General features: G+C 34.0%; 22 protein-coding genes and 5 pseudogenes. 12 read left to right on the forward strand and 15 right to left on the reverse strand.

The features are described from left to right. The first annotated feature begins 224 nt into the window (after positions 1-224). From HT715_RS04055 to HT715_RS04080, 6 genes and pseudogenes are all read left to right on the forward strand, one after another. Positions 225-419, forward strand: a complete 195-nt coding sequence (locus tag HT715_RS04055; protein WP_001082471.1) for a helix-turn-helix transcriptional regulator — start codon at positions 225-227, stop codon at positions 417-419. Between the two features lie 15 nt (positions 420-434). Next, positions 435-976, forward strand: a pseudogene (locus HT715_RS04060) (DUF3278 domain-containing protein). Positions 977-986: 10 nt separating this feature from the next. Continuing rightward, positions 987-1,229 (forward strand): hypothetical protein, encoded by a 243-nt coding sequence (locus HT715_RS04065; RefSeq protein WP_000712156.1) that lies wholly within the window; start codon positions 987-989, stop codon positions 1,227-1,229. Positions 1,230-1,239: 10 nt separating this feature from the next. Next, positions 1,240-1,566 (forward strand): hypothetical protein, encoded by a 327-nt coding sequence (locus tag HT715_RS04070; RefSeq protein WP_138707096.1) that lies wholly within the window; start codon positions 1,240-1,242, stop codon positions 1,564-1,566. 26 nt (positions 1,567-1,592) lie between these two features. Then, positions 1,593-2,171: a DUF3278 domain-containing protein gene (locus tag HT715_RS04075; RefSeq protein WP_094888905.1), complete on the forward strand. Its 579-nt coding sequence runs from the start codon at positions 1,593-1,595 to the stop codon at positions 2,169-2,171. Further along, positions 2,168-2,644: a glutathione peroxidase gene (locus HT715_RS04080; protein WP_138700078.1), complete on the forward strand. Its 477-nt coding sequence runs from the start codon at positions 2,168-2,170 to the stop codon at positions 2,642-2,644. Before HT715_RS04075 ends, HT715_RS04080 begins: the two co-directional genes overlap by 4 nt. 221 nt (positions 2,645-2,865) lie before the next feature. Here HT715_RS04080 and HT715_RS04085 read toward each other — a convergent pair whose 3' ends face one another. The 5 genes and pseudogenes from HT715_RS04085 to HT715_RS04100 form a co-directional block, all read right to left on the reverse strand. Further along, on the reverse strand, positions 2,866-5,079 hold the full coding sequence (locus HT715_RS04085; RefSeq protein WP_138700076.1) for a TIM-barrel domain-containing protein: 2,214 nt from the start codon (positions 5,077-5,079) through the stop codon (positions 2,866-2,868). A 400-nt stretch (positions 5,080-5,479) separates the two neighbouring features. Further along, a complete protein-coding gene (locus HT715_RS04090; protein ID WP_000050748.1) occupies positions 5,480-5,656 on the reverse strand; it encodes a hypothetical protein in 177 nt (58 codons plus the stop codon). Between the two features lie 7 nt (positions 5,657-5,663). Next, positions 5,664-5,842: pseudogene (locus HT715_RS11850) on the reverse strand (helix-turn-helix domain-containing protein); the annotation flags it as partial. Positions 5,843-5,887: 45 nt separating this feature from the next. After that, a complete protein-coding gene (locus tag HT715_RS04095; RefSeq protein ID WP_000281041.1) occupies positions 5,888-6,388 on the reverse strand; it encodes a DUF4411 family protein in 501 nt (166 codons plus the stop codon). Continuing rightward, complete coding sequence (locus HT715_RS04100; RefSeq protein WP_000194091.1) at positions 6,389-7,498, reverse strand: ImmA/IrrE family metallo-endopeptidase; 1,110 nt, start codon at positions 7,496-7,498, stop codon at positions 6,389-6,391. It lies immediately after the preceding gene. Between the two features lie 350 nt (positions 7,499-7,848). On the opposite strand from HT715_RS04100, the pseudogene HT715_RS04105 reads away from it, so the two are divergent. Then, positions 7,849-7,998: pseudogene (locus tag HT715_RS04105) on the forward strand (IS110 family transposase); the annotation flags it as partial. Between the two features lie 374 nt (positions 7,999-8,372). Here HT715_RS04105 and celB read toward each other — a convergent pair. The 9 genes and pseudogenes from celB to HT715_RS04150 form a co-directional block, all read right to left on the reverse strand. Further along, positions 8,373-9,719 (reverse strand): PTS cellobiose transporter subunit IIC, encoded by a 1,347-nt coding sequence (gene celB, locus HT715_RS04110; RefSeq protein ID WP_000372711.1) that lies wholly within the window; start codon positions 9,717-9,719, stop codon positions 8,373-8,375. A 79-nt stretch (positions 9,720-9,798) separates the two neighbouring features. After that, entirely contained in the window at positions 9,799-10,305 is a 507-nt protein-coding gene (locus tag HT715_RS04115) for a hypothetical protein (protein ID WP_000375180.1), read from the reverse strand. An 18-nt stretch (positions 10,306-10,323) separates the two neighbouring features. Next, positions 10,324-10,638 carry a PTS cellobiose transporter subunit IIA gene (locus tag HT715_RS04120; RefSeq protein WP_001070943.1) on the reverse strand — a complete coding sequence of 105 codons (315 nt, stop codon included), beginning with the start codon at positions 10,636-10,638 and terminating at the stop codon, positions 10,324-10,326. A gap of 9 nt (positions 10,639-10,647) precedes the next feature. Then, entirely contained in the window at positions 10,648-12,621 is a 1,974-nt protein-coding gene (locus HT715_RS04125) for a PRD domain-containing protein (RefSeq protein ID WP_172922837.1), read from the reverse strand. A 123-nt stretch (positions 12,622-12,744) separates the two neighbouring features. Beyond that, positions 12,745-13,059, reverse strand: a complete 315-nt coding sequence (locus HT715_RS04130) for a PTS cellobiose transporter subunit IIB (protein WP_001029639.1) — start codon at positions 13,057-13,059, stop codon at positions 12,745-12,747. A 129-nt stretch (positions 13,060-13,188) separates the two neighbouring features. Beyond that, positions 13,189-13,428, reverse strand: coding sequence for a SemiSWEET transporter (locus tag HT715_RS04135; protein WP_000580381.1), 240 nt, complete (start codon positions 13,426-13,428; stop codon positions 13,189-13,191). Positions 13,429-13,479: 51 nt separating this feature from the next. Continuing rightward, positions 13,480-14,916: a 6-phospho-beta-glucosidase gene (locus HT715_RS04140; protein WP_000206480.1), complete on the reverse strand. Its 1,437-nt coding sequence runs from the start codon at positions 14,914-14,916 to the stop codon at positions 13,480-13,482. A 189-nt stretch (positions 14,917-15,105) separates the two neighbouring features. Further along, positions 15,106-15,444, reverse strand: a pseudogene (locus HT715_RS04145) (putative quinol monooxygenase). Between the two features lie 192 nt (positions 15,445-15,636). Next, positions 15,637-16,390: pseudogene (locus HT715_RS04150) on the reverse strand (IS630 family transposase); the annotation flags it as partial. Between the two features lie 145 nt (positions 16,391-16,535). On the opposite strand from HT715_RS04150, the gene HT715_RS04155 reads away from it, so the two are divergent. Further along, on the forward strand, positions 16,536-17,744 hold the full coding sequence (locus HT715_RS04155; protein WP_138707270.1) for an ATP-binding protein: 1,209 nt from the start codon (positions 16,536-16,538) through the stop codon (positions 17,742-17,744). Positions 17,745-18,172: 428 nt separating this feature from the next. Here the strand turns inward: HT715_RS04155 and HT715_RS04160 are convergent, their stop codons facing one another. Beyond that, positions 18,173-19,036 (reverse strand): helix-turn-helix transcriptional regulator, encoded by an 864-nt coding sequence (locus tag HT715_RS04160; RefSeq protein ID WP_172922838.1) that lies wholly within the window; start codon positions 19,034-19,036, stop codon positions 18,173-18,175. Positions 19,037-19,214: 178 nt separating this feature from the next. On the opposite strand from HT715_RS04160, the gene HT715_RS12245 reads away from it, so the two are divergent. The 4 genes from HT715_RS12245 (at position 19,215) to HT715_RS04175 (ending at position 22,698) form a co-directional block, all read left to right on the forward strand. Further along, positions 19,215-19,385 (forward strand): PhrA family quorum-sensing system peptide, encoded by a 171-nt coding sequence (locus HT715_RS12245; RefSeq protein ID WP_001227861.1) that lies wholly within the window; start codon positions 19,215-19,217, stop codon positions 19,383-19,385. Between the two features lie 165 nt (positions 19,386-19,550). After that, on the forward strand, positions 19,551-19,844 hold the full coding sequence (locus HT715_RS04165) for a hypothetical protein (RefSeq protein WP_000748217.1): 294 nt from the start codon (positions 19,551-19,553) through the stop codon (positions 19,842-19,844). Between the two features lie 6 nt (positions 19,845-19,850). Beyond that, positions 19,851-22,052 carry an ABC transporter permease gene (locus HT715_RS04170; protein ID WP_138703069.1) on the forward strand — a complete coding sequence of 734 codons (2,202 nt, stop codon included), beginning with the start codon at positions 19,851-19,853 and terminating at the stop codon, positions 22,050-22,052. 4 nt (positions 22,053-22,056) lie between these two features. Then, positions 22,057-22,698, forward strand: a complete 642-nt coding sequence (locus HT715_RS04175) for an ATP-binding cassette domain-containing protein (protein ID WP_000087002.1) — start codon at positions 22,057-22,059, stop codon at positions 22,696-22,698. Positions 22,699-22,912 lie beyond the last annotated feature (214 nt).

Genomic DNA, 22,912 nt, shown 5'->3' on the forward strand with positions numbered 1-22,912 from the left:
GTATAATTTTCTTGCATCTCTGTGCCTTTCTTGTGTTTGTGGTTGAACAACAAGTATAACACAGAGGTGTTTTCTTATGCCTAGAAGAGCTTTCATTTTAATGTGATAATCGGATAAGGAGACTACTATTTCTTCAAAAAATATGTCAAAAATACTTGACACTTTATATTTAAAAGACTATAATATAGTCAAATATATACGACACAAATCAGAAAGGAGACCAGATGAATCGTGTGAAAGAATTTCGCAAGGAATTGGGTATTTCCCAGCTCGAACTCGCCAAGGATATCGGTGTCTCGAGACAGACCATCAATATGATTGAAAACGACAAGTACAATCCAACCCTGGAACTCTGTCTCAATCTCGCCCGCAGCCTCCAAACTGACCTCAACAGTCTCTTTTGGGAGGATAATTTTTAAAAAAGGAGCAAACTTATGAAAAAAGAAACCTTCACGGAAAAACTGATCAAACGCATTTATGGCATTTCAGGACCACTTGATGAACACAAACGACGCGAGGCTGATCGTATCGGCAATCAAGTCTTTATCATCCTCTTTTATCTGATGACATTTGGAAATCTCATCCCCTTTGTCCTCGCTTATAAATACCCACAAATTGTCGCTATCGGCTATCCTCTTGTGGTATTCGGCATTTCGATGATTTCTGCTCTCTATGTGCTCTCCCAAACCAAAAAAACAGGGATTACAGCTATTGATCCAGATATGCTGAGCGAGAAAGAAAGCAAGCAACTACACTACCCTGGTATGAAAGCAGGTCTACTCTATGGATTAATGAGTTTTTTTCAACCCCTCTTCTCCATATACTGCTAGGTGAGAGTCAGGACTATCTTCAGTCTCTTCTCACTTTTAAAAATATTTTTTCAAGTATTCTCCAATCTTTCTTCTTCGGAGTGATTATACAAATTATCATCTCCCGTCGCATTGCAAAAGCCAAGAAAAATCAGGATAATGATTAGGAGGAAACTCATGAAAAAAGAACAGAAACAGTTACGTTATCCTGGTCTGAAAGCAGGTTCGATTTATGGAACAGTGATATTTTTTATAATTCCACTCATTGATACCCTAACAAGTGAAAATCCAAATTTTATCAGTTCTCTTCTAAATACAAAACATATTTTTAAAACTATACTGGGAGCTTTCTTTTTCGGGGTGATGATACATATTGTCGACTCACTTCGTATTGCAAGAGCTAAAAAAGACCAGGATTAGGAGGTGCCTTATGAAATCACTAGTAACTTTACTTACCTATCATCTTTTGTTCAGTTCCCTGCTCATCTTCATCATCGTTTCAGGGAACTTGCCAATCAGCGAGATATTCCTCGGGCTAGTCTTTATTCCAGCACTTAACAAAGGGCTAACTTATCTAAAGATTGACTCCCAAAAAACACGCATACTCAACTTAGCACTGTACTTTATGATTCTATCTTTACCACAACTGATGCTCATCTCAAGCGGTTGGAAATATTATTTACTGCTGACTATCGCTAGCCTTTCTTCTATCACTTATCTTTATTATCTCTATCAATTCGTAAAAGAAAATCAGTAAAACTGCTCATTTAGGAGGTTATTAGCATGAACAAAGAAGACTTAACCACTCGCCTACTTCGAAATTTCTTTCATATCCAAGGGCCTTTTGATGAATGCCGTCAAGAGGTTATCTACAAGGCTTGCGCCCGTTCCATGATCCAAATCTTTTACTCTTCCTTCATTCTCTTCCTATTCTATATTTTGTTCGGAAGCTTTATAGAAATTGTTCGAAATGTTATGCCCTACATCTATTTTGGACTCATTTTGTTCATGAGTATAAAAGCTCAAAAAGCCGTCCAAGAGCTTCATCTTGAAAAGGATGACAAATCAGAAATCATCCTCAAAACCTACAGCAAAGCCCAAATCAAATTCCGAAGTTGGATTGTGTTTATCGGTATTCAGATTGGCTTCTTTACCTTACTCATCTTTCATAAAGTCTTCGTTCAGCAGATGTCCCTTCCAGATTTTGTGAAGTTGCTCATGCAATTCGATAAAAGTGTTCCTTTCCTGATGTATAGCCTGATTATCGGTAGCATTTTTGGAACCCTGACCTACGGATTTCTATCACTACAGGAGGAGAAAACTCCTAAAAATACCAAACAGAAGGAGAAAAGCAAGCAATGACTTCACTATACGATTTTTCAGTCTTGAACCAAGACAAGCAAGAAACTCCACTAGAGACCTATCGTGGTAAGGTTCTCTTGGTTGTCAACACTGCTACTGGATGTGGTTTAACGCCCCAGTACCAAGGACTTCAAGAACTCTATGAACGCTATCAAGATCAGGGCTTCGAAATATTGGATTTCCCTTGCAATCAGTTTATGGGACAAGCACCCGGCAGCGCAGAGGAAATCAACGCCTTCTGTAGCCTACATTTTCAAACCACCTTCCCACGTTTTGCCAAGATTAAGGTCAACGGTAAGGAAGCAGACCCTCTCTATGTCTGGTTAAAAGACCAGAAATCCGGCCCACTAGGAAAACGAATCGAATGGAATTTCGCTAAGTTTCTCATCGGTCGAGATGGGCAAGTCTTTGAACGCTTTTCTTCAAAAACAGACCCAAAACAAATTGAAGAGGCGATACAAACTCTACTATAATTCACAATCTCACTATGATTAGGTTTCCTTTAACCTGATGAATAGTGAGATTTTTTGATTGGCTTTGACTTAAATAGAAAAACACCCCATGATATGAAACATGAAGTGTTGTAAAGTCTATGTTGTAGCTACTTATTTCACATTTTCAATGTGACCAGTGATAACGAATACCATACAGAATCTTCATATACACTAAACAAATGACTTTCTAATTATTTCAATTAGTTTTGGCTAGTAAATATCATTTCCAACAAACGCCCTCTCAATTCCTTATCCTGATGATGCAAGATATTCATTAACTCATGAGAATTTTTCGCATTGATGAATTGATTTAACAATCTATCTTTTAATTCATATGGAAGAGAAGCTGTCTTTAGTAGTCTAAAAACTTCGTCATTTAGGGATGTCCTTTTATTATCTTTCCATTCAAATCTAGCTGTAGTATTCTTATTTGGCAATTCAATGATAGACACATTCGTTCCTTTAAAATGAATTCTATGTTTTCTATTGCTTGGAACGATACTAGAATCTCCTTGTAATGCTAACTCTACTATTCCCATTTCCCAATCGATTGATAATCTTGTTTTATATCTTTGACCATTTTGATCTTCAATCATTTCAAAGGAATGTTGTTTGCCTGGGAATACATACCAATCTACAATTTCAGGTAACTCCACACCCATATCTATCTCAGAACCAACCAAGGGAATGATTGCACCACTTTTTGCAAACACAGGTATAGTCGAAATGTCTCTATAAACACTTAACTTCACACCACCTGTGTACTTTTTCGCTGAAAAGAAGTCATACCATTCACCTTCAGGGAACCATACATCCACTTTTGCAGATCGGAATGCCAAATCCATCTTTTCTACAATGGGAGCCACCATCAGTTCTGTTCCAAAAAAGTATTGGTTTGGGACATTATAACTCTCATCATTCTCTGGGTAGAAATAATACATTGGGCTAATTAATGGGGCACCTTCCTCGTGTGTCTTTACATTCATGGTATATAGATATGGAATCATCTGATGTCTCAAACGAAGGTATTTCTTCATAATCTTAGATGTTGTTTCTGAAAAAAACCAAGGTTCTTTACTATTGAAGGGACTTCTAGAACTATGTAATCGAGTGATCGGACTAAAAACACCAAACTGTAGCCATCTAGTTTGTAGCTCCTCGTCATAATCCCCCAGCATGTGCCCACCGATATCATGGCTCCACCAACTATAACCGATATTTGATGCTGTCGCTGTAAAATAAGGTTGAAATCTTAAGGAATTCCAACTAATAATAGTGTCCCCTGAAAAACCAACAGGGTAGCGGTGACTACCAGGACCTGCATACCTTGATAAAATTAAGCCACCTTCTGCATTTTTACAACTATCCTGATAGTGATAATGGTTTAAAAGCCACAGTGGATCCAAGATACCTTGAGTCCCTTGTTGCCAGTCAATCCACCAAAAATCTACTCCCTGCTTTTCTAGCTCATAATGAACATCTTTAAAGTAGGCTTCTCTAAAAGATGGATTAAAAAAATCAAAAATAGCAGGTTCTTCTAGTTCTACATTTAACCCCAATCGTTTTGCGACTCGAGGATAAGCTTCTTCATAAGCCCGTATACCATCAGCAGGATGGACATTTAAGGAGAGTTTTAACTTTCTATCATGAAGTTGTTGCAATAACTGTTCTGGATTTGGTATTAAGTTTCTATTCCAACTATATCCTGTCCAGCCACTTCCAAAACGAGCTGGAATGTCAGTGATATGCCAATCCATATCTAACACACCGATAGATAATGGAATGTTCTCTGTTTCAAATCTGTCTATTAAATCCAAGTATTCATCCGACGTATAAGGCCAATATCTACTCCACCAATTGCCTAAAGCATATCTTGGCAACAAAGGTGTTGAACCAGTCAAATGGTAAAAGTCTCTGATTGCTCCTCTATAATCATGCCCATAGGCAAAGAAATACAGGTCAATTTGATTTTCTCTCTCAATATAACCAGACTGTTCATCCCAAATAAATCCTTGAGAATCATCCAATAAGGCTATACCATTTCGGCTAATAATTCCATCTTCTAACGAGATTGCTCCATCTGCCTCATCCAGAGTCCGAGCTGTTCCTTTTAACGTTTCAATAGATTCACCAAAATACCAGCGACTACCATATACGGCAAAATTTCCTTTTAATTCTATAAATAAATTTTCGGCGTTAAATTCTCCTTTATTAAAGTGCAGATGAAAATAGTCCGTCATAATATCTAGTACGTTTGATGTCTCGATATAATCTAACGAAACTTGGCCAAAATCTCTATTATAGATAAGTTGTGTCGTTCTATCCTCAAAACTTCCAGTTTGAGAGTATTCTAGCCTTACTAGCTTGTCTGTTAATACAGAGATTCGATAAAACTCTCCCTTAAAAATTTTCACTTTGTTTTCCTCCTTTTATGATAGCATAAAAACAGAACGCACCATTTTTGATGCGTTTTTCATTATTCTGAATGCAATGTTCTATCTGTTATATCTATGACAAATAATAGTCAATTGAAAAAATGTAGTGGACAAAATATCTTTTAACAAACCAAGAGTTTATTAAAGAGTTATCACTTTTCAACTTTTCTAAGCTTATGCAGTTGTGAAACAAACTACTTTTAAACTATTAACTAAGATAGGATTGATAAATAATTTCAAACTCTTACTAGCAATCATACGATATTCAAGCTCGCGTGCTTTTTTCCTTCCTGCTTATTTCTTAGAACTGAAGAACCCGGATCGGTATATAAATTATCCGGATCAACATAGTCATAAGACTCATAACAGTTGCGCTTCATTAAGTCATCCCCAGAGCAAGAGCTTCATCTCGTAATTTTTCAACATCACTAACCGTAGGTCGCCATCCTTCAATCATATTTGTACTTAAAGCATACCAAACACTCTTAAAAACGGATCGGTTTTCAAAAGCTATTCCCATGATTGTCATCTTTTCTTTATCTATATCTAAGGACATATGCTACCTCCTTATATTTCTTCAAATTCCTCCAAACAGTTGTTTTATTGCAATCTAGCAGATCCATGATTTCCTTATAACTCTTTTGAACAAAAATATAATCTGTAGACGTTTGTGATATTTGGCCTACGACGAATCTCTTAGGAGTTTTTCAATTTTCTGTATTTCTTCGTTTGTAAGATTAATAACTACTAATGTAAGATGTTTTTTGATTTTAGTCTAGTATTAACATCAGATAGATAGGCTAATTTCTTTGAAAAATTGGTTCATTGAAATACATTGAACATTAAGTTTTTCACATACATCTGGAACTTTAGCATTCCTGCTAGGGTTCACATCATTAAGATTGACATTTTTAATTTCATCAGTTACGATTGTATAATTCTCTTTTTTAGCAATAGCAATCAACCATGGATCAGCAATTCTTTCATTTGCCCAGCCTTTTTCCGATAAAAGAGCAGTATCTTTATATAAAGGACTATCTTGAATGTATTGAATTACTTCACTCCACTCTCTAGCATAAGATTTATGATCTATTAAATCTTTTTTGTAGTTTTCCTCTAACCACTCCCTAAACCATGGATTTTGATAATTCTCTGAAACCACTATTCTAGGAACTACCACATTTGAATTTAAAATACTGCCCAACTTAAGCCAGAAAGTTGGGAAAAATTCTTTACGATAATATCTATCATAAAAATTTATGTATATGTTTGAATCTAATAAATACATCTATCCCTCCCCCTTACTCAATATCTTATATCCTTTATAACCTACTCCAACAATATTAAAAGCATCTGTATATGTAATCTTATTTTGTTGAACAGCATTATTCACATATTTAAAAAAGTTGTTGTCAATTCTGAATCTAAGATTATTACTATAATTGCCACCACTAGAAGGTTTTCTATGTTTTTGTATTTGATTAAATTCTTCCTCTAGTTCAAAATTTATAGATTGATAAGTATCTTTGGAAATAATGGAAAAATCATATAAACGCCTTAAAATGACAAACTTACTAACCTCAGTTTTCTTTACAATAATTTCTAAATTATCTTTTATCGTTTTCTCTCCATCAAACATATCTATAATTAAAGATTTTGGAGCTAAAATTTCGGCTGTTATCGAGTTTATTACCGCCTCTTTTTTATTTTGCTTACCCACCTCTTCAGGTTCTAATAAGTCACTATCACCAAACAATACATGAATAAATTCATGTATTAGCGTGAATAATTGACCTGCTTTAGAATCTAACTGATTGATAAAAATAATAGGCGCCTTTTTATCAGACAGAACAAATCCTCTAAATTCTTTAACATTTAACGGGCGATGCGTGTTATCCTTATACTTACCATTTAAAAAAATATATATTCCTAATTTACCTAGCACTTTTCTGTAATATCTAAAACGATTTTGAGTAATCTCAGGTCCCAGAAGAGTTCGTGCTTTCTCTATTACTTCTTCAAGTTTACTATTAAAATCAAACATACCTACAAAATAACATTCATCCTCAACTGCATCTCTCAAAAACTCTTGTTTTTCTTGCATTTCAAGAATTGTAGCTTTTAATTCCGAACTCATTTCAGATATACGTTGTGAATTTAAAGTTCTAAAATCAACATCTAAACTAATAGGTATAATTTTTTCTTTGAGTACTAACAATCCAGTAGGAACATTAATAAGTTTCGAAAGTACTGATAATTGATTGAATGTTGGTTCTAAATCTCCAGATAAAAACTTATCTATATTAGGCAATTTTTTACGTATTAATTCAATAGGAGTATTAGAATTATGAATATATGATAATAAAACTTTAGTATTTATTTTTATACGTTGCGTCATAATACACCTCCTCGTAATATATAATCATGGGTATATTTCAATCCCAAGTTTTATTTGTTATCACTTGACTATTGCAAGGTTTTCTAGAACAATAGAGTCATGGAATGGACTCATGGTTTTTCTCCTTGTTGCTTGGACTTCATTAAAAAGTCTGTTACCCAAGCCTTGTTCAAACTTCCAACACACTAGCTGTTTCCACAGCTTGACTTCTGCATCTAGTAGGATGCAGGCGGCTCTGTCAGGCTGTGATAAGGATTCTCTTATGCGAGGATGTTGGAACAAGATGTTTCTGGGAAACCTTACAATAGTCAAGAAAACTTCCAAATCTAATAGAAAGGAGACCTTCCTTAATGAAATGTTTTGTCTGTTTAGACGTGAGCTCTACAAAATTAGATGTGTGTATCATGTTGAGTGATACTAGCACCCCTGTCACAGCTTCCCTCTCTAATGACCTTTCTGGGGCAACAGAGATTAAGAATCATATTCTTGATTTGAATCATGCCTTTAGATACATTATACCATGTTTCTATGTAGCTTTTAAAAATTTTATTTTGTTTGTCATATCTAAGTTTTCAGCACGCTTATCCTATTTTATAAGCCTCAAACCCAAATATAAAACGCATTCTTTTTGCTTTTTTACTATTGTATCGTATTCTACGATAACATACTTTACTGTATTGTTTTTTTAAAGTAACAGCAGTTCCCTGTTTATCAATTATTCAAACTACTTTCTATTTTGCTTCATACCCTACATAGCAAAAAAATAAAATGAAAAAGCAGAGAAGAATATCTTAAAAAGATCTCTTCACTGCTAATGTTAACACTCATTATTTAAACTATATGGATTTTATCATCGAATATGCTTTTTTACTTATTAAATACTTTGCTCCTCTTTCACCAATTTTTGATCATATACACGGATGAATGGAAGATAGACTAGGAATGCTGCAAATGCACATACTAGAGCAACTAATACAGCTCGAAGATCTGCTGTCCCTAAGAAAGCTCCAATCCCTACTGGAGTTGGCCATGGAACCTGTGCGATAATTGGCTTAATAAAGTTTAGAGAATTCGCTACGTAATAAATAGTAGCAGTAACCATTGGTGCTAAAATAAATGGTATAGCCAAGGCTGGATTATAGATAATAGGTAATCCAAAAATTAATGGTTCATTAATATTAAATAAGGCCGGAACTACAGATGCTCGTCCTATTGCTTTAAGCTGTTCAGATTTAGAGGCAAAAGCAATATATAAACATAGGCCTAATGTTGCACCAGAACCACCTGCAATTACAAACATATTAGAAAATTCACCTGCAACAGCGAAGTGCCCGCCAGCAGCATTTTCAGCCATGTTAGCAAGAGCAATTGGACTAACAAATGCAAAAACAATGTTCGCACCGTGGATACCTACAATCCAAAGTAGTTGAGTCAACAGATAAATAATCATTAAACCAATCCATGAATTAGTCAGATTGGATACAAAACCAAATGGAATTGCAATGACTTTAAAAATATCTGTTCCCATTGCTACAAGAAGACCGTTGATAAAGATAACAACGAATGCAACAACAAATCCTGGAATCAAAGCGGTAAATCCACGAGAAACTCCTTCTGGAACAGCTTCAGGCATTTTAATAACCCAATTATTTTTAACACACATACGATAAATAAGAACAGTCACAATTGCCATAATGATTGCGGTAAAAATCCCTGTTGTCCCAAAACGTGCGACTCCATTTCCCATTGCCCATCCATCTGCAATTACTGCGCCTTCTTTTAGACTTGTCACAGCCTTCATCATTCCACCATCAAAAATGATTTGCGGTACTGTCATGACAAAAGCCATCAAGGCAAGCAAGGCACCATTAAGAGGATTCATATTGAGTTCTTCTTCCTCTGCATAAATTTTTGTCAATTCATATGCAAGTGATAGAACGAAATAAAGAGATAGAGAACCCATAGTCGCATAGTTTGCAACCATGTAAAGTGATGTGAATTTATCAAATGAAGCAGAGAAAATATCTGCCACAATTGGCCAAAATGAGAAAGCTTGTGGCAAAATACTGAATACCAAAAACATTGATCCTACAATAGTAAATGGTACAGCTGCCATACCAGCAGCCGTGATAGCACGTACTACTTTAAACTGGGCAAGTTTGCCCATTGGTTCCATAACATGGTTTTCAAGGAAACCAAACAACCCGTTTTGTTGATCCATAAATAGACCTCCTTAATAAAACATAATAATTTTTACTTTTTGAAGACTAGTTTCAAATACAAATGATACTAGATCAGGATTATAAACGAAGTGAGTTCTTTTCCAATTGGACAAATTGTTGATAAGCCTTATCTGTTCGTTTATAAATTTTTTTAATTCTTCTAATGTCTAACAAACTCAGAACTAAACCTAATAGAAGAACTACAAAAACAAATAAACGTGCTACTTGGTTATTTTCAAAAATCGGAAAAAGATTCGTAAACCAACTTGTCCAAGTTAAAACAAGTAATCCTATTGAAATAAGCATTTGTATTCTAACAAACATTAGTGTTATTCCCAGCTTTTCTTTCCTATTTCCATAGAGTTTAAATTGTTCAATAGTTGCTAAAATAGAAAATACTATGAGCATAATGGGGAAAATAATAATAGGCGAGGGACTAATAAACTGATTCAAAAGCCAATAAATATTCCCAAAAAAGAAGAGTGCTATTGAATAACGTAGAAGAAGATATCGATTAAAAAAAGTATTAGTTAGAGCCATCTCTCGACGTTGTTGTTCAATTTTTTGTCGTTCTTTTCTATCCATATCATTCCCTCCTTATATTTAGTTAACTTTCTTATAAAGAGCTAACATTTCCTTTGCTACTTCTAATAATGTCATAGTGGTCATTAAATGATCTTGAGCATGTACCATGATAATTTCAATTTTAATTTCCACTCCACTTGCGTATTCTTGCAAGAGTTTGGTTTGTGCATGATGCGCTTCAAGAATTATCTCATTTGATTGATTTAATTTACTTTCTGCATCATCAAAACTACCTTCTCTCATTTTTGCAAATGCTTCATGTATTTCTGACCTTGCATTTCCCGAATGCAGGATAATTTCAAATGCTGCAACCTGCAGTTCCTCTTGATTCATATGAACCTCCTATTTTATCTTCTCAAATATGTTAATAAAATCTTCAAAGTTATTGCAAGATATTAGCTGATTTTGCAATTCATCATTCTCTGTCAGAGAGACTATCTTTTTAGTCACAGTTGCCAAACCTTCGTTCCCATATATTGATGGAGATAGAAGAAATACTAGCTGGACATGTGAACTTTGATTATCCCAGAGTAGCGAATCTTTACAAATTGCAACCGAAACCTTTCCCTCTGTACCAAAGGGCTGAATAGGATGCGGAACTGCAATTTTTTCAGAAAAAACAACTGAACTTAATTCTTCGCGCTGTTTAATTCCATAAAGTAAAGATTGTTCAAACTCATTTGATTCACCAACAGATAAACCCTCAACCATCTTTTCAAGTAAATTTACCTTGTCTGATTCAGTACATATTAAAAAATTTTCTTTACTAAAATACTGTCTAAAGCCGTTGTTTTCAAATTTGTTAATCTTTGATGATTGTACATAACTAGAAACTTGCATCTGATCCATAGCTTTTCTAATCATTTCCATCTCATCACTTTTAAGAAACACACTAACTTTAAAAACTGGGATTTGAAAATATAGATTTGATAAATCAACAGCTGACACTATAAAATCTATTCCTTTAAGTTTTTCTTGATTCAATTCATAGTAGCCTATTACATCAACAACTTCTACTCGCTTCCCAAACTCCGTTTCCAAACGATTTCTTAACATTTGGGCTGCACCAAATCCTGTTGCACAAATAGCAAGAATATTAAACTTAGTACTCTCTTTGCTACGTTCCATAGCAGCTAAAAAGTGAAGACTTACATATGCTACTTCATCATCTGATATTGTCCACTCCAAGAACTTGTCCATATTTGCAAGAATTTCTCTAGTCATAAAGAATATATCACTATAATTCTGTTTAATTTCATCTACCAAAGGGTTATTTAAGGTAATCCGGCTTTCTAAACGTACTTGTAGTGTCATTAGATGAGTTATCAATCCTTCAATTAGTTGGAAATCTGAAGAAAAGTTATACGTATCATCTAATCCTAAATCCTGAAATGTTTTAAATAAAGATTTTTTTAAAACTTCTTCAGAAATATTCTTCTGATTTTTTTGACATTGTTGACTCTTAGCTAACAAATGCAAAGTAATGTAGTCTATTTCCTGAACTGGAAATTCCTGATTTGTTACTTCACTTACTTTAGAAAGAATTCTTTGAGCAACCTTTCTCTCTATTGCATCATCAGTCATCTGACAGTCTATATTTTTTATTTCAAATCCGGATTTTAAACGAATCATAGACAATGCTATGTGAACTACTAAGTTCTGTAGTACAAAATCAGATAGTTTTAGGTTGGCTTCTTGGCATTCATCCAAAACAATTCTAGCAAATTCTTCTAATGGTACAGTTTGATCAAAAAAGTTAAATTTCACATAACAATGTAATGTTTTAAAAAATTGATTCTCTAGGAAATAATGCATGATAAAACGTCGTTTATCACGTTCCTCGCCTGAGACATAAACTCCTTTATTCGCCCTACTCTCAATAGACAAATTATACTCTGATAACATCACTCGTATCTTTTTGAAATCATGAGATAATGTTGAACGACTAACGTAAAGTTCATCAGCTAAATCATCAAAAAGAACTGGAACTTGCTCAAATAATAATTTATTTAAGATAAATACTAAACGATCATCACCTTTTGAAACCGCAGTTTTCGTATAGTCTTCTTCCAGTTCATAAGTTTGTCTAAACTCCTGGTAAGCGCCTTGATTTTCAAAAAATATTTGATACCCTTGACCTTGTTTTGAAATCAACTGGACGCCTTGAATTATCATGGTCTTCTCAATTAGTTTCAGTGCATTACGAACAGTTCTATCTGAACAGGATAAATATTCTGCCAGTTCTTTGCTTGTAACAAAACGCTCCTTATTTTTTATTAAAAATTGAAGGATATCTTTCTCCTTAATGTTTAACACATTTATTCCCTCCTAAAACGTAGGTTTTCATATATTAAAGCATATTATACACTTAAATCAGTTTATATCAAACTCAAAACAATTTAGCTTAACTTAAATATTTAATGGCATTTTATATGTTTATTAAATATTCTCAAGAATCAAATTGGCCATTTTTTCAATACCCATTGGAATAGGAATATATGCTTGAGGAGGTATTTGTACAACTGGTTTTCCTGCTTTAGAACCAGCCTCTTCAAATTGCTTAAAGTACATTTTTGTTTGAGGGCTGACGAGATATAAATCAAAATCTGCTGCTGCGATAGCTTTCCCTCCTTCAGTAGCACTAACAGCATCAACTACAATATCTTTCCCTTTTCCTTTTAGAAACTCTGTTGTTTTCTGTGCCATAAGTGATGAAGACATTCCTGCTGCACAAATAATTAAAGCTTTTGCCATAATATTTTCTCCTTTTCTTAAATCCAATCAAAGCTGTGCTAAGTTGGCTTATTTGTTATCTAATCTCATTATAAGATAAAGCGTTTTCAATGACAATTCCCTCATTTTCCTAAATGATATGGAAAAAAATTATTTATACTTCAATTTATAAAATAAAATTATTCCTGAAAATAGAAATGAAACACTATTTGCTAAAATCAAAGGTAAATCACCTATACGAATACCATGAGCAAGCCACAATGCAATACCAATAACTTGCATAACATACATGCCTAGAGCAATAGATTCCGTATCCTTTGTCTTAACTACACGAAAAACTTGTGGTAAAAATGCAAATGTTGTTAAAATTGCTGCAATACTTCCAATCATATGTCACCCCAATATGCTAAACAAACTGAGAATAACCTCAGTTTGTTTACACTATTCTACTGATTCGCCGTTAGATGAAATAACTTCCTTATACCAGCCAAAAGATTTTTTCGGGGAACGATTATAACTTCCCTGACCATTATCATCTTTATCTACATAAATAAATCCATAACGTTTCCTCATTTCACCGGTACCAGCCGAAACCAAATCAATACATCCCCATGGAGTATATCCCATTAAATCAACACCATCTTCAACTACAGCTTTTTTCATTTCACGAATATGGGCACCTAGATATTCAATTCTATAATCATCATGTACCATACCATCTGCTGCAACTTGATCTATAGCTCCAAAACCATTTTCAACAATAAAGAGTGGTAAGTGATAGTGGTCTGTAAACCAATTTAACGCATAACGCAAACCTTCTGGATCAATTTGCCACTCCCATTCAGAAGCCTTAACATAATTATTTTTTACTAAATCCTCTGTTTCAAGATAATCAAAATAAGGATTATTTTCACGATGAGAGTCGATAGCAAAGGACATATAGTAACTGAAGCCAATGTAATCTACAGTCCCACCAAGTAAATCTTCTTTATCCTGGGCAGTAAAATCAACTGAAATACCTTTTCGTTCCCAATACTTGAAAATATGTTCAGGATATTTACCTAAAACATGCACATCAGCAAAATAATAACGCTTCTGCATAGCTTTCATTGCCATTAAGATATCCTTAGGATTGCAAGTAGCTGGATAAATTGGACACATCGCAATCATACAACCTATTTGAAAATCTGGATTAATTTCATGACCAATTTTTACAGCTCGTGCAGAAGCAACTAATTCGTAATGTGCTGCTTGATACATAATTGCTTCTCTATTATCACCTTCCTCATATACAATACCTGAGTTAGTAAATGGTGCAAAATCTTCCTGATAATTCGCTTGATTATTGATTTCATTGAAAGTCATCCAATATTTAACCTTATCTTTGTAACGTTTAAATACGACTTCTGCAAAACGAGCAAAGAAATCAATCAATTTCCTATTTTTCCAACCACCATATTCGGTCACTAAGTGATAAGGCATTTCAAAATGAGATAGAGTGATGACAGGTTCAATACCATTCTTTAAGCATTCATCAAAAAGATTATCATAAAACTGTAATCCTTCTTCATTCGGCTCTAACTCATCACCTTTTGGAAAGATACGTGTCCATGCAATAGAAGTACGGAAGCACTTGAATCCCATTTCAGCAAAAAGTGCTATGTCTTCTTTATAACGATGATAAAAATCTATCGCCTCATGATTTGGATAATATTTACCCTCTAAAACTCCCGAAGTAATTTCACGAGCTACTCCATGGCGACCAGCAGTCATAACATCAGCAACACTAATTCCCTTGCCACCTTCTTGCCATCCGCCTTCAAGTTGATGAGCAGCAACAGCACCACCCCATAAAAATCCATCTTTAAAAGTAGTCATCTTTTTTCCTCCTGACTTTGATACTCTTATTATAAACCTCAAACCAAAAGATTAAAACGCATTCTTTTTCCTTATTGTTAAGGAAAGAAGTAATTTCAAATGGAAATAGAACAATATCTTCTTGTATTCTCGTAATGATATCTTTACGATTTGCAATACTTTCAAACTACAAAAACTCTCACAATAATTCTAATCCCCCATGTCTATAAACGACTTATCGCTTTCTGGTATCCCAGAATCATCTTCTATATAACGTTCAACTTGCATCTGCAAGTGATATTTTTTTCTTAAATCTAAGATTTTCTGCATTGTCTTTGATTGATGATGTTTATCTAAAGCTTCTTGATTTGTCCACTGATCAATAAGGAGAATAGTTCACTCTTTTTCAATTGGTAAAAAATATTCGTATTTCAAGTTACCTTTTTGATTTCTAATTTCTTCAACAAGGCCACTATCAAGCATTTCTCTTGCAAACTTTATTTCACTATCTCCATCACCCTTATAATATACATGAATAATCAATGTCATCTCATATCCTCCAAAATCATCCTTCAATTTTTAAAAAACAAGTTTAGATGAGGATCTAAACTTGTTTTTTTATGAACTAATTATCTAACGTTTCGCCATTACTTTCAATCACTTCTTTATACCAATAAAATGATTTTTTCTTATAGCGATTTATAGTCAATTGAAACAAGAGCAGGACAAAAGAGCCCATGTTTTCTCAATAGGATTGTACTCAGGTGAGTAGGGAGGAAGAGGTAAAAGTTTATGCCCAAACTCTTCGCATAAAAGTTCTAGCTTCCCCATTCTATGGAATCTTGCATTATCCATAATAATAACCGATGGTGTGGTTAATGTTGGTAAGAGAAATTTCTGAAACCAAGCTTCAAAAAAGTCACTCGTCATCGTCTCTTCGTAAGTCATTGGAGCGATTAATTCACCATTTGTTAGACCTGCAACCAAAGAAATCCTCTGATATCTTCTTCCAGATACTTTACCTCTTATTAACTGACCTTTTAATGAGCGACCATATTCTCGATAAAAATAAGTATCGAATCCTGTTTCATCAATCTAAACAGGTGCTAGGTGCTTTAAACTATTAAAATTTTTAAGAAATAAGGCTACTTTTTCTGGGTCTTGTTCATAGTAGGTGTGGTTCTTTTTTTCGAGTGTAGCCCATAGCTTTGAGCGCATAGTGGATGGTAGTTGGATGACAGCCAAATTCAGAAGCTATTTCAGTCAAATAAGCGTCTGGATTGTCAGTAAGATAGTTTTTAAGTCTATCTCTATCAACCTTTCTTGGTTTTGTTCCTTTTACTTGGTGGTTTAGCTCTCCTGTTTTCTCTTTTAGCTTTAACCAGCCATAAATGGTATTACGTGAGATTTGGAAAACGTGTGATGCTTCTGTTATACTACCTGTTCGCTCACAATAAGAGAGAACTTTTTTACGAAAATCTATTGAATATGCCATAAAAGATTATACCACATTGTGTACTATTTTTGGTTCATTTTACTATATTTCTAAATACTTAGAAACAATCAAACAAATTATATTTTATTTCTAAATATTTGAAAATAATTTCTATTTGTGTTATACTATCTTTGAGGTATCTATTATGAACTATATTAAAAGACCACATTATTTAGATTTTTTAAGAAGACATCGTGACCGACAAATCATCAAAGTTGTGAGCGGAGTGAGACGAGCTGGTAAATCTGTTCTCTTTCAACTCTATAAAGAGGAGTTACTAGCAACTGGGGTAGACGATGATCAGATTATATCTATCAATTTTGAAGATCTGAGTTATTATGACCTGCGACACTTTCAAACATTATATACGTATATAAAAGAGCAGTTAGTTGGAGAGAAAACATACTATATCTTTTTAGATGAAATTCAACATGTTGAAAAATTTGAATTGGTAGCAGATAGCCTATTCATCTTGCCAAATGTTGACCTCTATTTGACTGGATCCAACGCCTACTTTATGAGCAGCCAATTAGCTACAAACTTGACTGGTCGGTATGTTGAGATAGAGGTTCTTCCTTTGTCATTTGAAGAATACCTATCAGGTCAATCTCTCTCAGAGAATCTGAATACAACAGAAATTTTTAACAATTATCTCTTTAGTGCTTTCCCTTACTTATTGCAAACATCATCTTACGCTGAAAAAATTGACTATCTCAGAGGAATATATAACTCCATACTGTTAAATGATATTGTCACTAGATTGGGAAATCCAAATCCTACTATTATTGAGCGCATTGTCCGAACCCTTCTCAGTAGTACAGGTAGCTTAATATCAACAAATAAGATTCGCAATACCCTAGTCAGACAAAATGTTTCAATATCCCATAATACTTTGGAAAATTATTTGACAACTTTGACAGACAGTTTACTTTTTTATTCTGTTCCACGTTTTGATGTAAAAGGTCGAGCATTATTGCAACGCTTAGAAAAATATTATCCCGTTGATTTAGGTTTACGACATCTCTTATTACCAGACCACAAAGAAGACATTGGGCATATCTTGGAAAATATGGTATATTTGGAATTGAGGCGTAGATATTCACAAGTATATGTTGGTAATTTAGATAAGTATGAGGTTGATTTTGTTGTTGTAACTGATCTTGGCCACTACGCTTATTATCAGGTCAGTGAAACAACACTTGCTCCAGAAACACTAGAAAGAGAACTTAGACCACTAGAAGCCATTAAAGATCAATTCCCAAAATATCTATTAACAATGGATACGATTCAGCCAACAGCAAATTACAATGGTATTGAGAAGAAAAATATCATAGATTGGTTACTAGAAAAATAGATAAATATAAATCATGCAGCTAACTAGATTTGCAACAGTCTGTTATCAATGATTCTACCCAACCCCTAACAAGATATAGCGAATTTAGAACACTGATACTTGAAAGATAACATGGGATCTATAACTTTTGGAAGTACTATCATCATAGTCTTGTTAAAGAAAAGCATCACCCACTTTTTCAAATAAGATTAAATTATAACTGAATTATAATGAAAAAGAGACTGAGCAATCAGTCTTTAAAACCCTAAAAAACGCATACTATCAGGTGTTGAATGAACTGCACCCGCATAGCGGGTGGTTTTTTTGTCTCGCACCTAACGGAGCGAGACGAACTAATAGTCACATAATCATAAGGCTGATAGTATTAATCTAACTATCAGCCTTACAGGCTATTTAATGTTTCAGTAACACTCCAATATCAAGATTAACTAAACAGTATCTAATTCTTTCAAATAATTTTCTATCTTCATCAACATTAAAGCATTGTTATAAATCTTACATAACTCTTTTGCTTCTATATAATAATTTTTGACTTGTTCTTTGTCTAGAAATTTGGCTCCAGCATTTCCTACAAGAATAAGTAGAGGAGCCAGTTGGTAGCTTGTCTGTCTTTGTTTACAGAGTTCAATCGTCTTAAGAGCTTCTTGGATGGCTTCATTATATTTTTCCTTTGATACTAGGTAGTGAGCGTAATTGTAACGAACTCTGATGTAGCCAAATAAAAACTCTTGATGCTCAAAATTTTTTGTCTGATATAACTCCATCAAATGAGAGTAGTTTGCCTCATATTCTTGTTCACGACCCACTAAGGAATAGAAATTAGATAGAGTATTCAAGGCCTTTAAATAAATCAGAGTATTTGAAGAGACTTTTAATAATATATTTTCCAATGACGAAATTGCCTCACACTTACTGTCATATTGATAGAAGTCAATTATAGATTTAATCCATTCAAGGTAAGTTCGGTCTTCTAATGTTAGAAAAGTGCTTCGTTCTACCTCTATTTTATAAAGATATTCTAAATCGTCATAATTTCTGTCATCTAATAGGCGAGCAGATAGATGTTTGAAATTAGAGAGGTTAGACTTAACTTCGATTTGTTCATTGAAAAAGTAATCCAAAGGGACTTCAAGTCGTTGAGAGAGTTTGAATAACAAGTCTGCGGAGGGAATAAAATGACCTCTTTCAATTTTACTAATCTGGCTTTGTTCACAAATTCCTTCTGCAAGAGTTTGTTGGGAGAGTCTCAACTCTTTTCTTTTCAATCTGAATTTCTCTGCGAGTGTATTCATTAAAGATAATAATCCTTCCTATTTGCTTAATTTCATTATAAAATTTTTAGTTCAAAATAGCAAGTTAAAGGAATAAATAATTCTCTATAGTAATAATAAAAAAAGTTCAAAATATAATAAAAACACTTGACTAAATAAAATATATCTGTTAGAATAAAAAAGAAAGGGGTTTCATTGCATGAGAAAAAAACGTGGAATTAAAAAATTAGTTACATTTGCATTACTAGGTGTTTTTATGTTTAGTAATACAATTCCTTACCAACAGTTTATTCAGAAGAATAAACAATTGGAGATTCGAGTGCAATCACAAAAGGAGTCCAATGGTCTTGATGTTGGGAAGGCTGATTAGTTGATTAAATGATGAAAATACTAATTAACTATATGGTATTTCTGTTTTATCTAATTTTTAATTAGAAAGAAGGGATTCCGATGTACTAGGGTATGATTTGTTGATATTTCTAAATGCAGTCATTGTTATTGTTAGATTTTAAGTGAAAGAAATGAGGGCTTTACGATGAAGAAAAGCATAAAAAAAATAATTACAACATCTTTACTTGCACTGACTTTAGCTGGTGCAGGTGGTTCGATTGTTTCAGCTGCAACAGTTTGGTATAAAGGTACTGCAGTTTATTGGGATTATGGTCGTACTGCTGGCCTTTGGAGCTATTCAAATGTTCAGTCTAGTGTTTACGAACACTCAGCAACTGCTAACGGGGCATTCTCAGGCTGGCAATCACCTGGAGTAGAAGCACGTGTTTCTAAATTCATCGGAACTGCTACAGCTGAATGTTACTGGAATTGTAGGTAAGTACCTATGACATACAAAAACATGTTATTAGGTAAAATGAAATACTTAATCCTGTTTTTGATTGCCATCCAGAGTGTCTTACTTGCTCTGGTGGCAATTTTTTTAGCAGGTTTACAGTATCAACAGTCATGGCAGAGTTATAATCATCATTCCGAAACTGTAACAGTTTATCTTCAGAAGTTAACAGAAGAGCAATCACAAGATGTATTTAATTATTTTTTAGAACAGAGTGACTTGTCCATATGGACAAAACGTTCTGAAAGTAGTGATACAGGAGAAGGTCTAAATAGGATTTATATAGACATCCTTGGCAGCTCTGCTGGTTTTTCAGATTTTGAAAGTACGGGTAAAATAGTAGTCTCACAACAACAATTTGCAGATTTATTATTTCATAGTGATAATAGTATGACTATTGGACTTGACAAAGGCTCAAATAATATGCTTTACGAGCTTCCAGATTTATTATTTAGCACACCTGTAGTCATTGAACGATTAGATTATACTTTTCAAAACACTAATACGATCAATGGGATATACCATATCAATGGTCTCCACGATGCTGTCTCAAGAGATAACTTTCTGTTGCATCTTTCAAAGATGTCAGGTATTTCTGTTGAGGATTTGACAAAAGAAAGTTTTGGAAGTAGTACTGATCAGGGAATTTGGGGAATAATACTTGCTATCAGCATCTTAGTAAATGCCTTCATTTTACTGATTCTATTCTTAATCTGTGTTCTTCAATCCTTTAAACATTTCGGAACATTGATTCTTTTAGGATGGGATAGAAAAGAATTATGGTCTGCTTTTTTCAAAAATTCTCTACTATTTTCAATCTACATTATTCCAATTATCTCTTTATGTAGTTGGTTGTTGTCAGGCTGGTCTAGTTTTGGTTTATCATCGTTTATTCTAGTTTTTGCTGGAGTCAGCCTCTCAGTCTTGTTGCTACTATTGATATTCATTATTCCAACGATTATTGTTTATTCGGTTTCTCCATTAGCCGCAATTCATAAACGATTACCAATGAAGCCTTTAATGGTAACCTGCTTGTTATTCTATACCTTGGTAGCTGGTTTGTTAATCGCAGTCAGTTACTCTTTAGATGCTCCAACGAATCAGTTTATTGATAATATGAAAGTATCTAGGGAGTGGAAAAATGTTGAAGATATGTACGTTATCTCCAGCTTTGTTGAGGGAGATGATGTAGGTACATATGCAGGAACTACAAATTCCCTTGAGCGTAGTATGTATAACTTTTACCAGCGTATATCTGAGCTTCCAGGTGTCTATATTGCCCAAGGAAAATTTCTTAATCAGGAGTACCTTGATGCAGTCTATGGGACATACCAACATGTCCCTAAAAAACCATTTTGGTATTTGAAATTCTCCTATAATTACCTGCAAGAGTTAGGTATTCCCCTAAGTGATGAGGAGTTGCTAGAGATGAGGAATGGTACTCGACTTTATCTTCTACCTAACACGCTCAATACAGAAGAACTTGAGGCGATGAAGGCTTATTTACAGGAAAGTGTCACTGTAAAACCGGGAGATTTACAAACTAATTTCACAGAAAATCCGAAATTTATGTTCAAGGTTTACCAACCGTCTCGACCAATATTTACTTGGTCAGATTCCATTTCTTATGGTACAACTAGTGAGAATCCAGTTATTTTTGTCTCAACACCAGAGAATCTATATTTCATGGAGTCGGCAAACTTAGTTGTCAGCGGCTATAATGGTCTTTTGAAGATTCGTGATAGGGAAACAATGGAACAGGTAGTGTCCGTTTTAGAAACAGAATTTCCAGATTTAACGGATAATCGGTTGAGTTTTACAACTGTCAAGAACTTTATCAATGGTCTTCAAAAAGATCTGAGTTATACATTTTATCTTTTCGGCACGATTATAGCGATTATCATCATTACGATGATGGCTATTTTCTGGAGTTTTGTCTTAATGTACCGCTTGTTATTTGAAGAAAAATTGTATGTTCAATACTTTATGGGATTCTCACCATGGAAAAGATATATTGGTGTGGTTTCTCTCATTATTAGTTTTTCTGTGATGGAACTAATCGTTTCTATCTTGGTGGGTTCTAAGTTGGGAATAGTCATGACACTAGCTACATTTGCTTTTCAGATAATGCTTCTTTACTTCAGTTTGTTCCGTAAAGAAGGAGAGAGTATCATACAATCATTTAAGGAGTAATCTCATGTCTAGAATTTCAGTACAAAATGTATCAAAACAATTTGGTTCAAGAGAAATTTTCAAAGACTTAAGCTTTGATATTGAGGAAAATGAATTTGTAGCTTTAGTAGGACCTTCTGGTTCTGGAAAATCGACTATCCTCAATATGATTGGACTATTGGATACTGTTGACAGTGGTAAAATCCTAATCAACGGAAAAGTTTTGCCTAAGGTAAATTCGCAATCAGCAGTTCATTATCGAAGGAATGTCATCAACTATCTTTTTCAATCCAATGCACTCATTTCTACATCTAGTGTGAAAGATAACCTGATGCTTGCCATGACTTTTTCGAATTTCTCTAGACAGGAGAAAGAGCAGAGAATCAAGGAAACGCTAGAATTTGTTGGTCTACAAAATCGGTTAAATAGTAAAGTCAATGAATTATCGGGAGGTGAACAGCAGAGAATTGCGATTGTGAGAGCTATTTTAAAGCCCGGAGATATTGTCCTAGCAGATGAACCAACCGGATCGTTAGATCCTGAAATGTCTCAAAAAGCATTCGATTTGATTCGAACTTTGAGAGATCAATTTGGTAAAACAATTTTGATTGTTACGCATAACATGGAGCAAGCACGGCAATGTGATAGGATCATTTCACTGGAGTAGGTTCTTGTAAATTAACTCAAGCATTATTAGCACTTGATACGGTTACTTCTGAACCCGTTTCAAAAGAAAACTATCTTTATTCCATGTTATTTTGAGAAAGATATTGTGAAAGTCAAATATGATGATAAAGTTGAGTGGAATTTGTTAGAATTTCAAAAATTTAGAGCATTTTTGGCTTAGTAATATGTGTTGAAAGCTCAAAATCTATGGTAAA

The sequence above is a fragment of the Streptococcus sp. 4155 genome (genome assembly GCF_013276695.1).
GTDB lineage: Bacteria > Bacillota > Bacilli > Lactobacillales > Streptococcaceae > Streptococcus > Streptococcus pseudopneumoniae.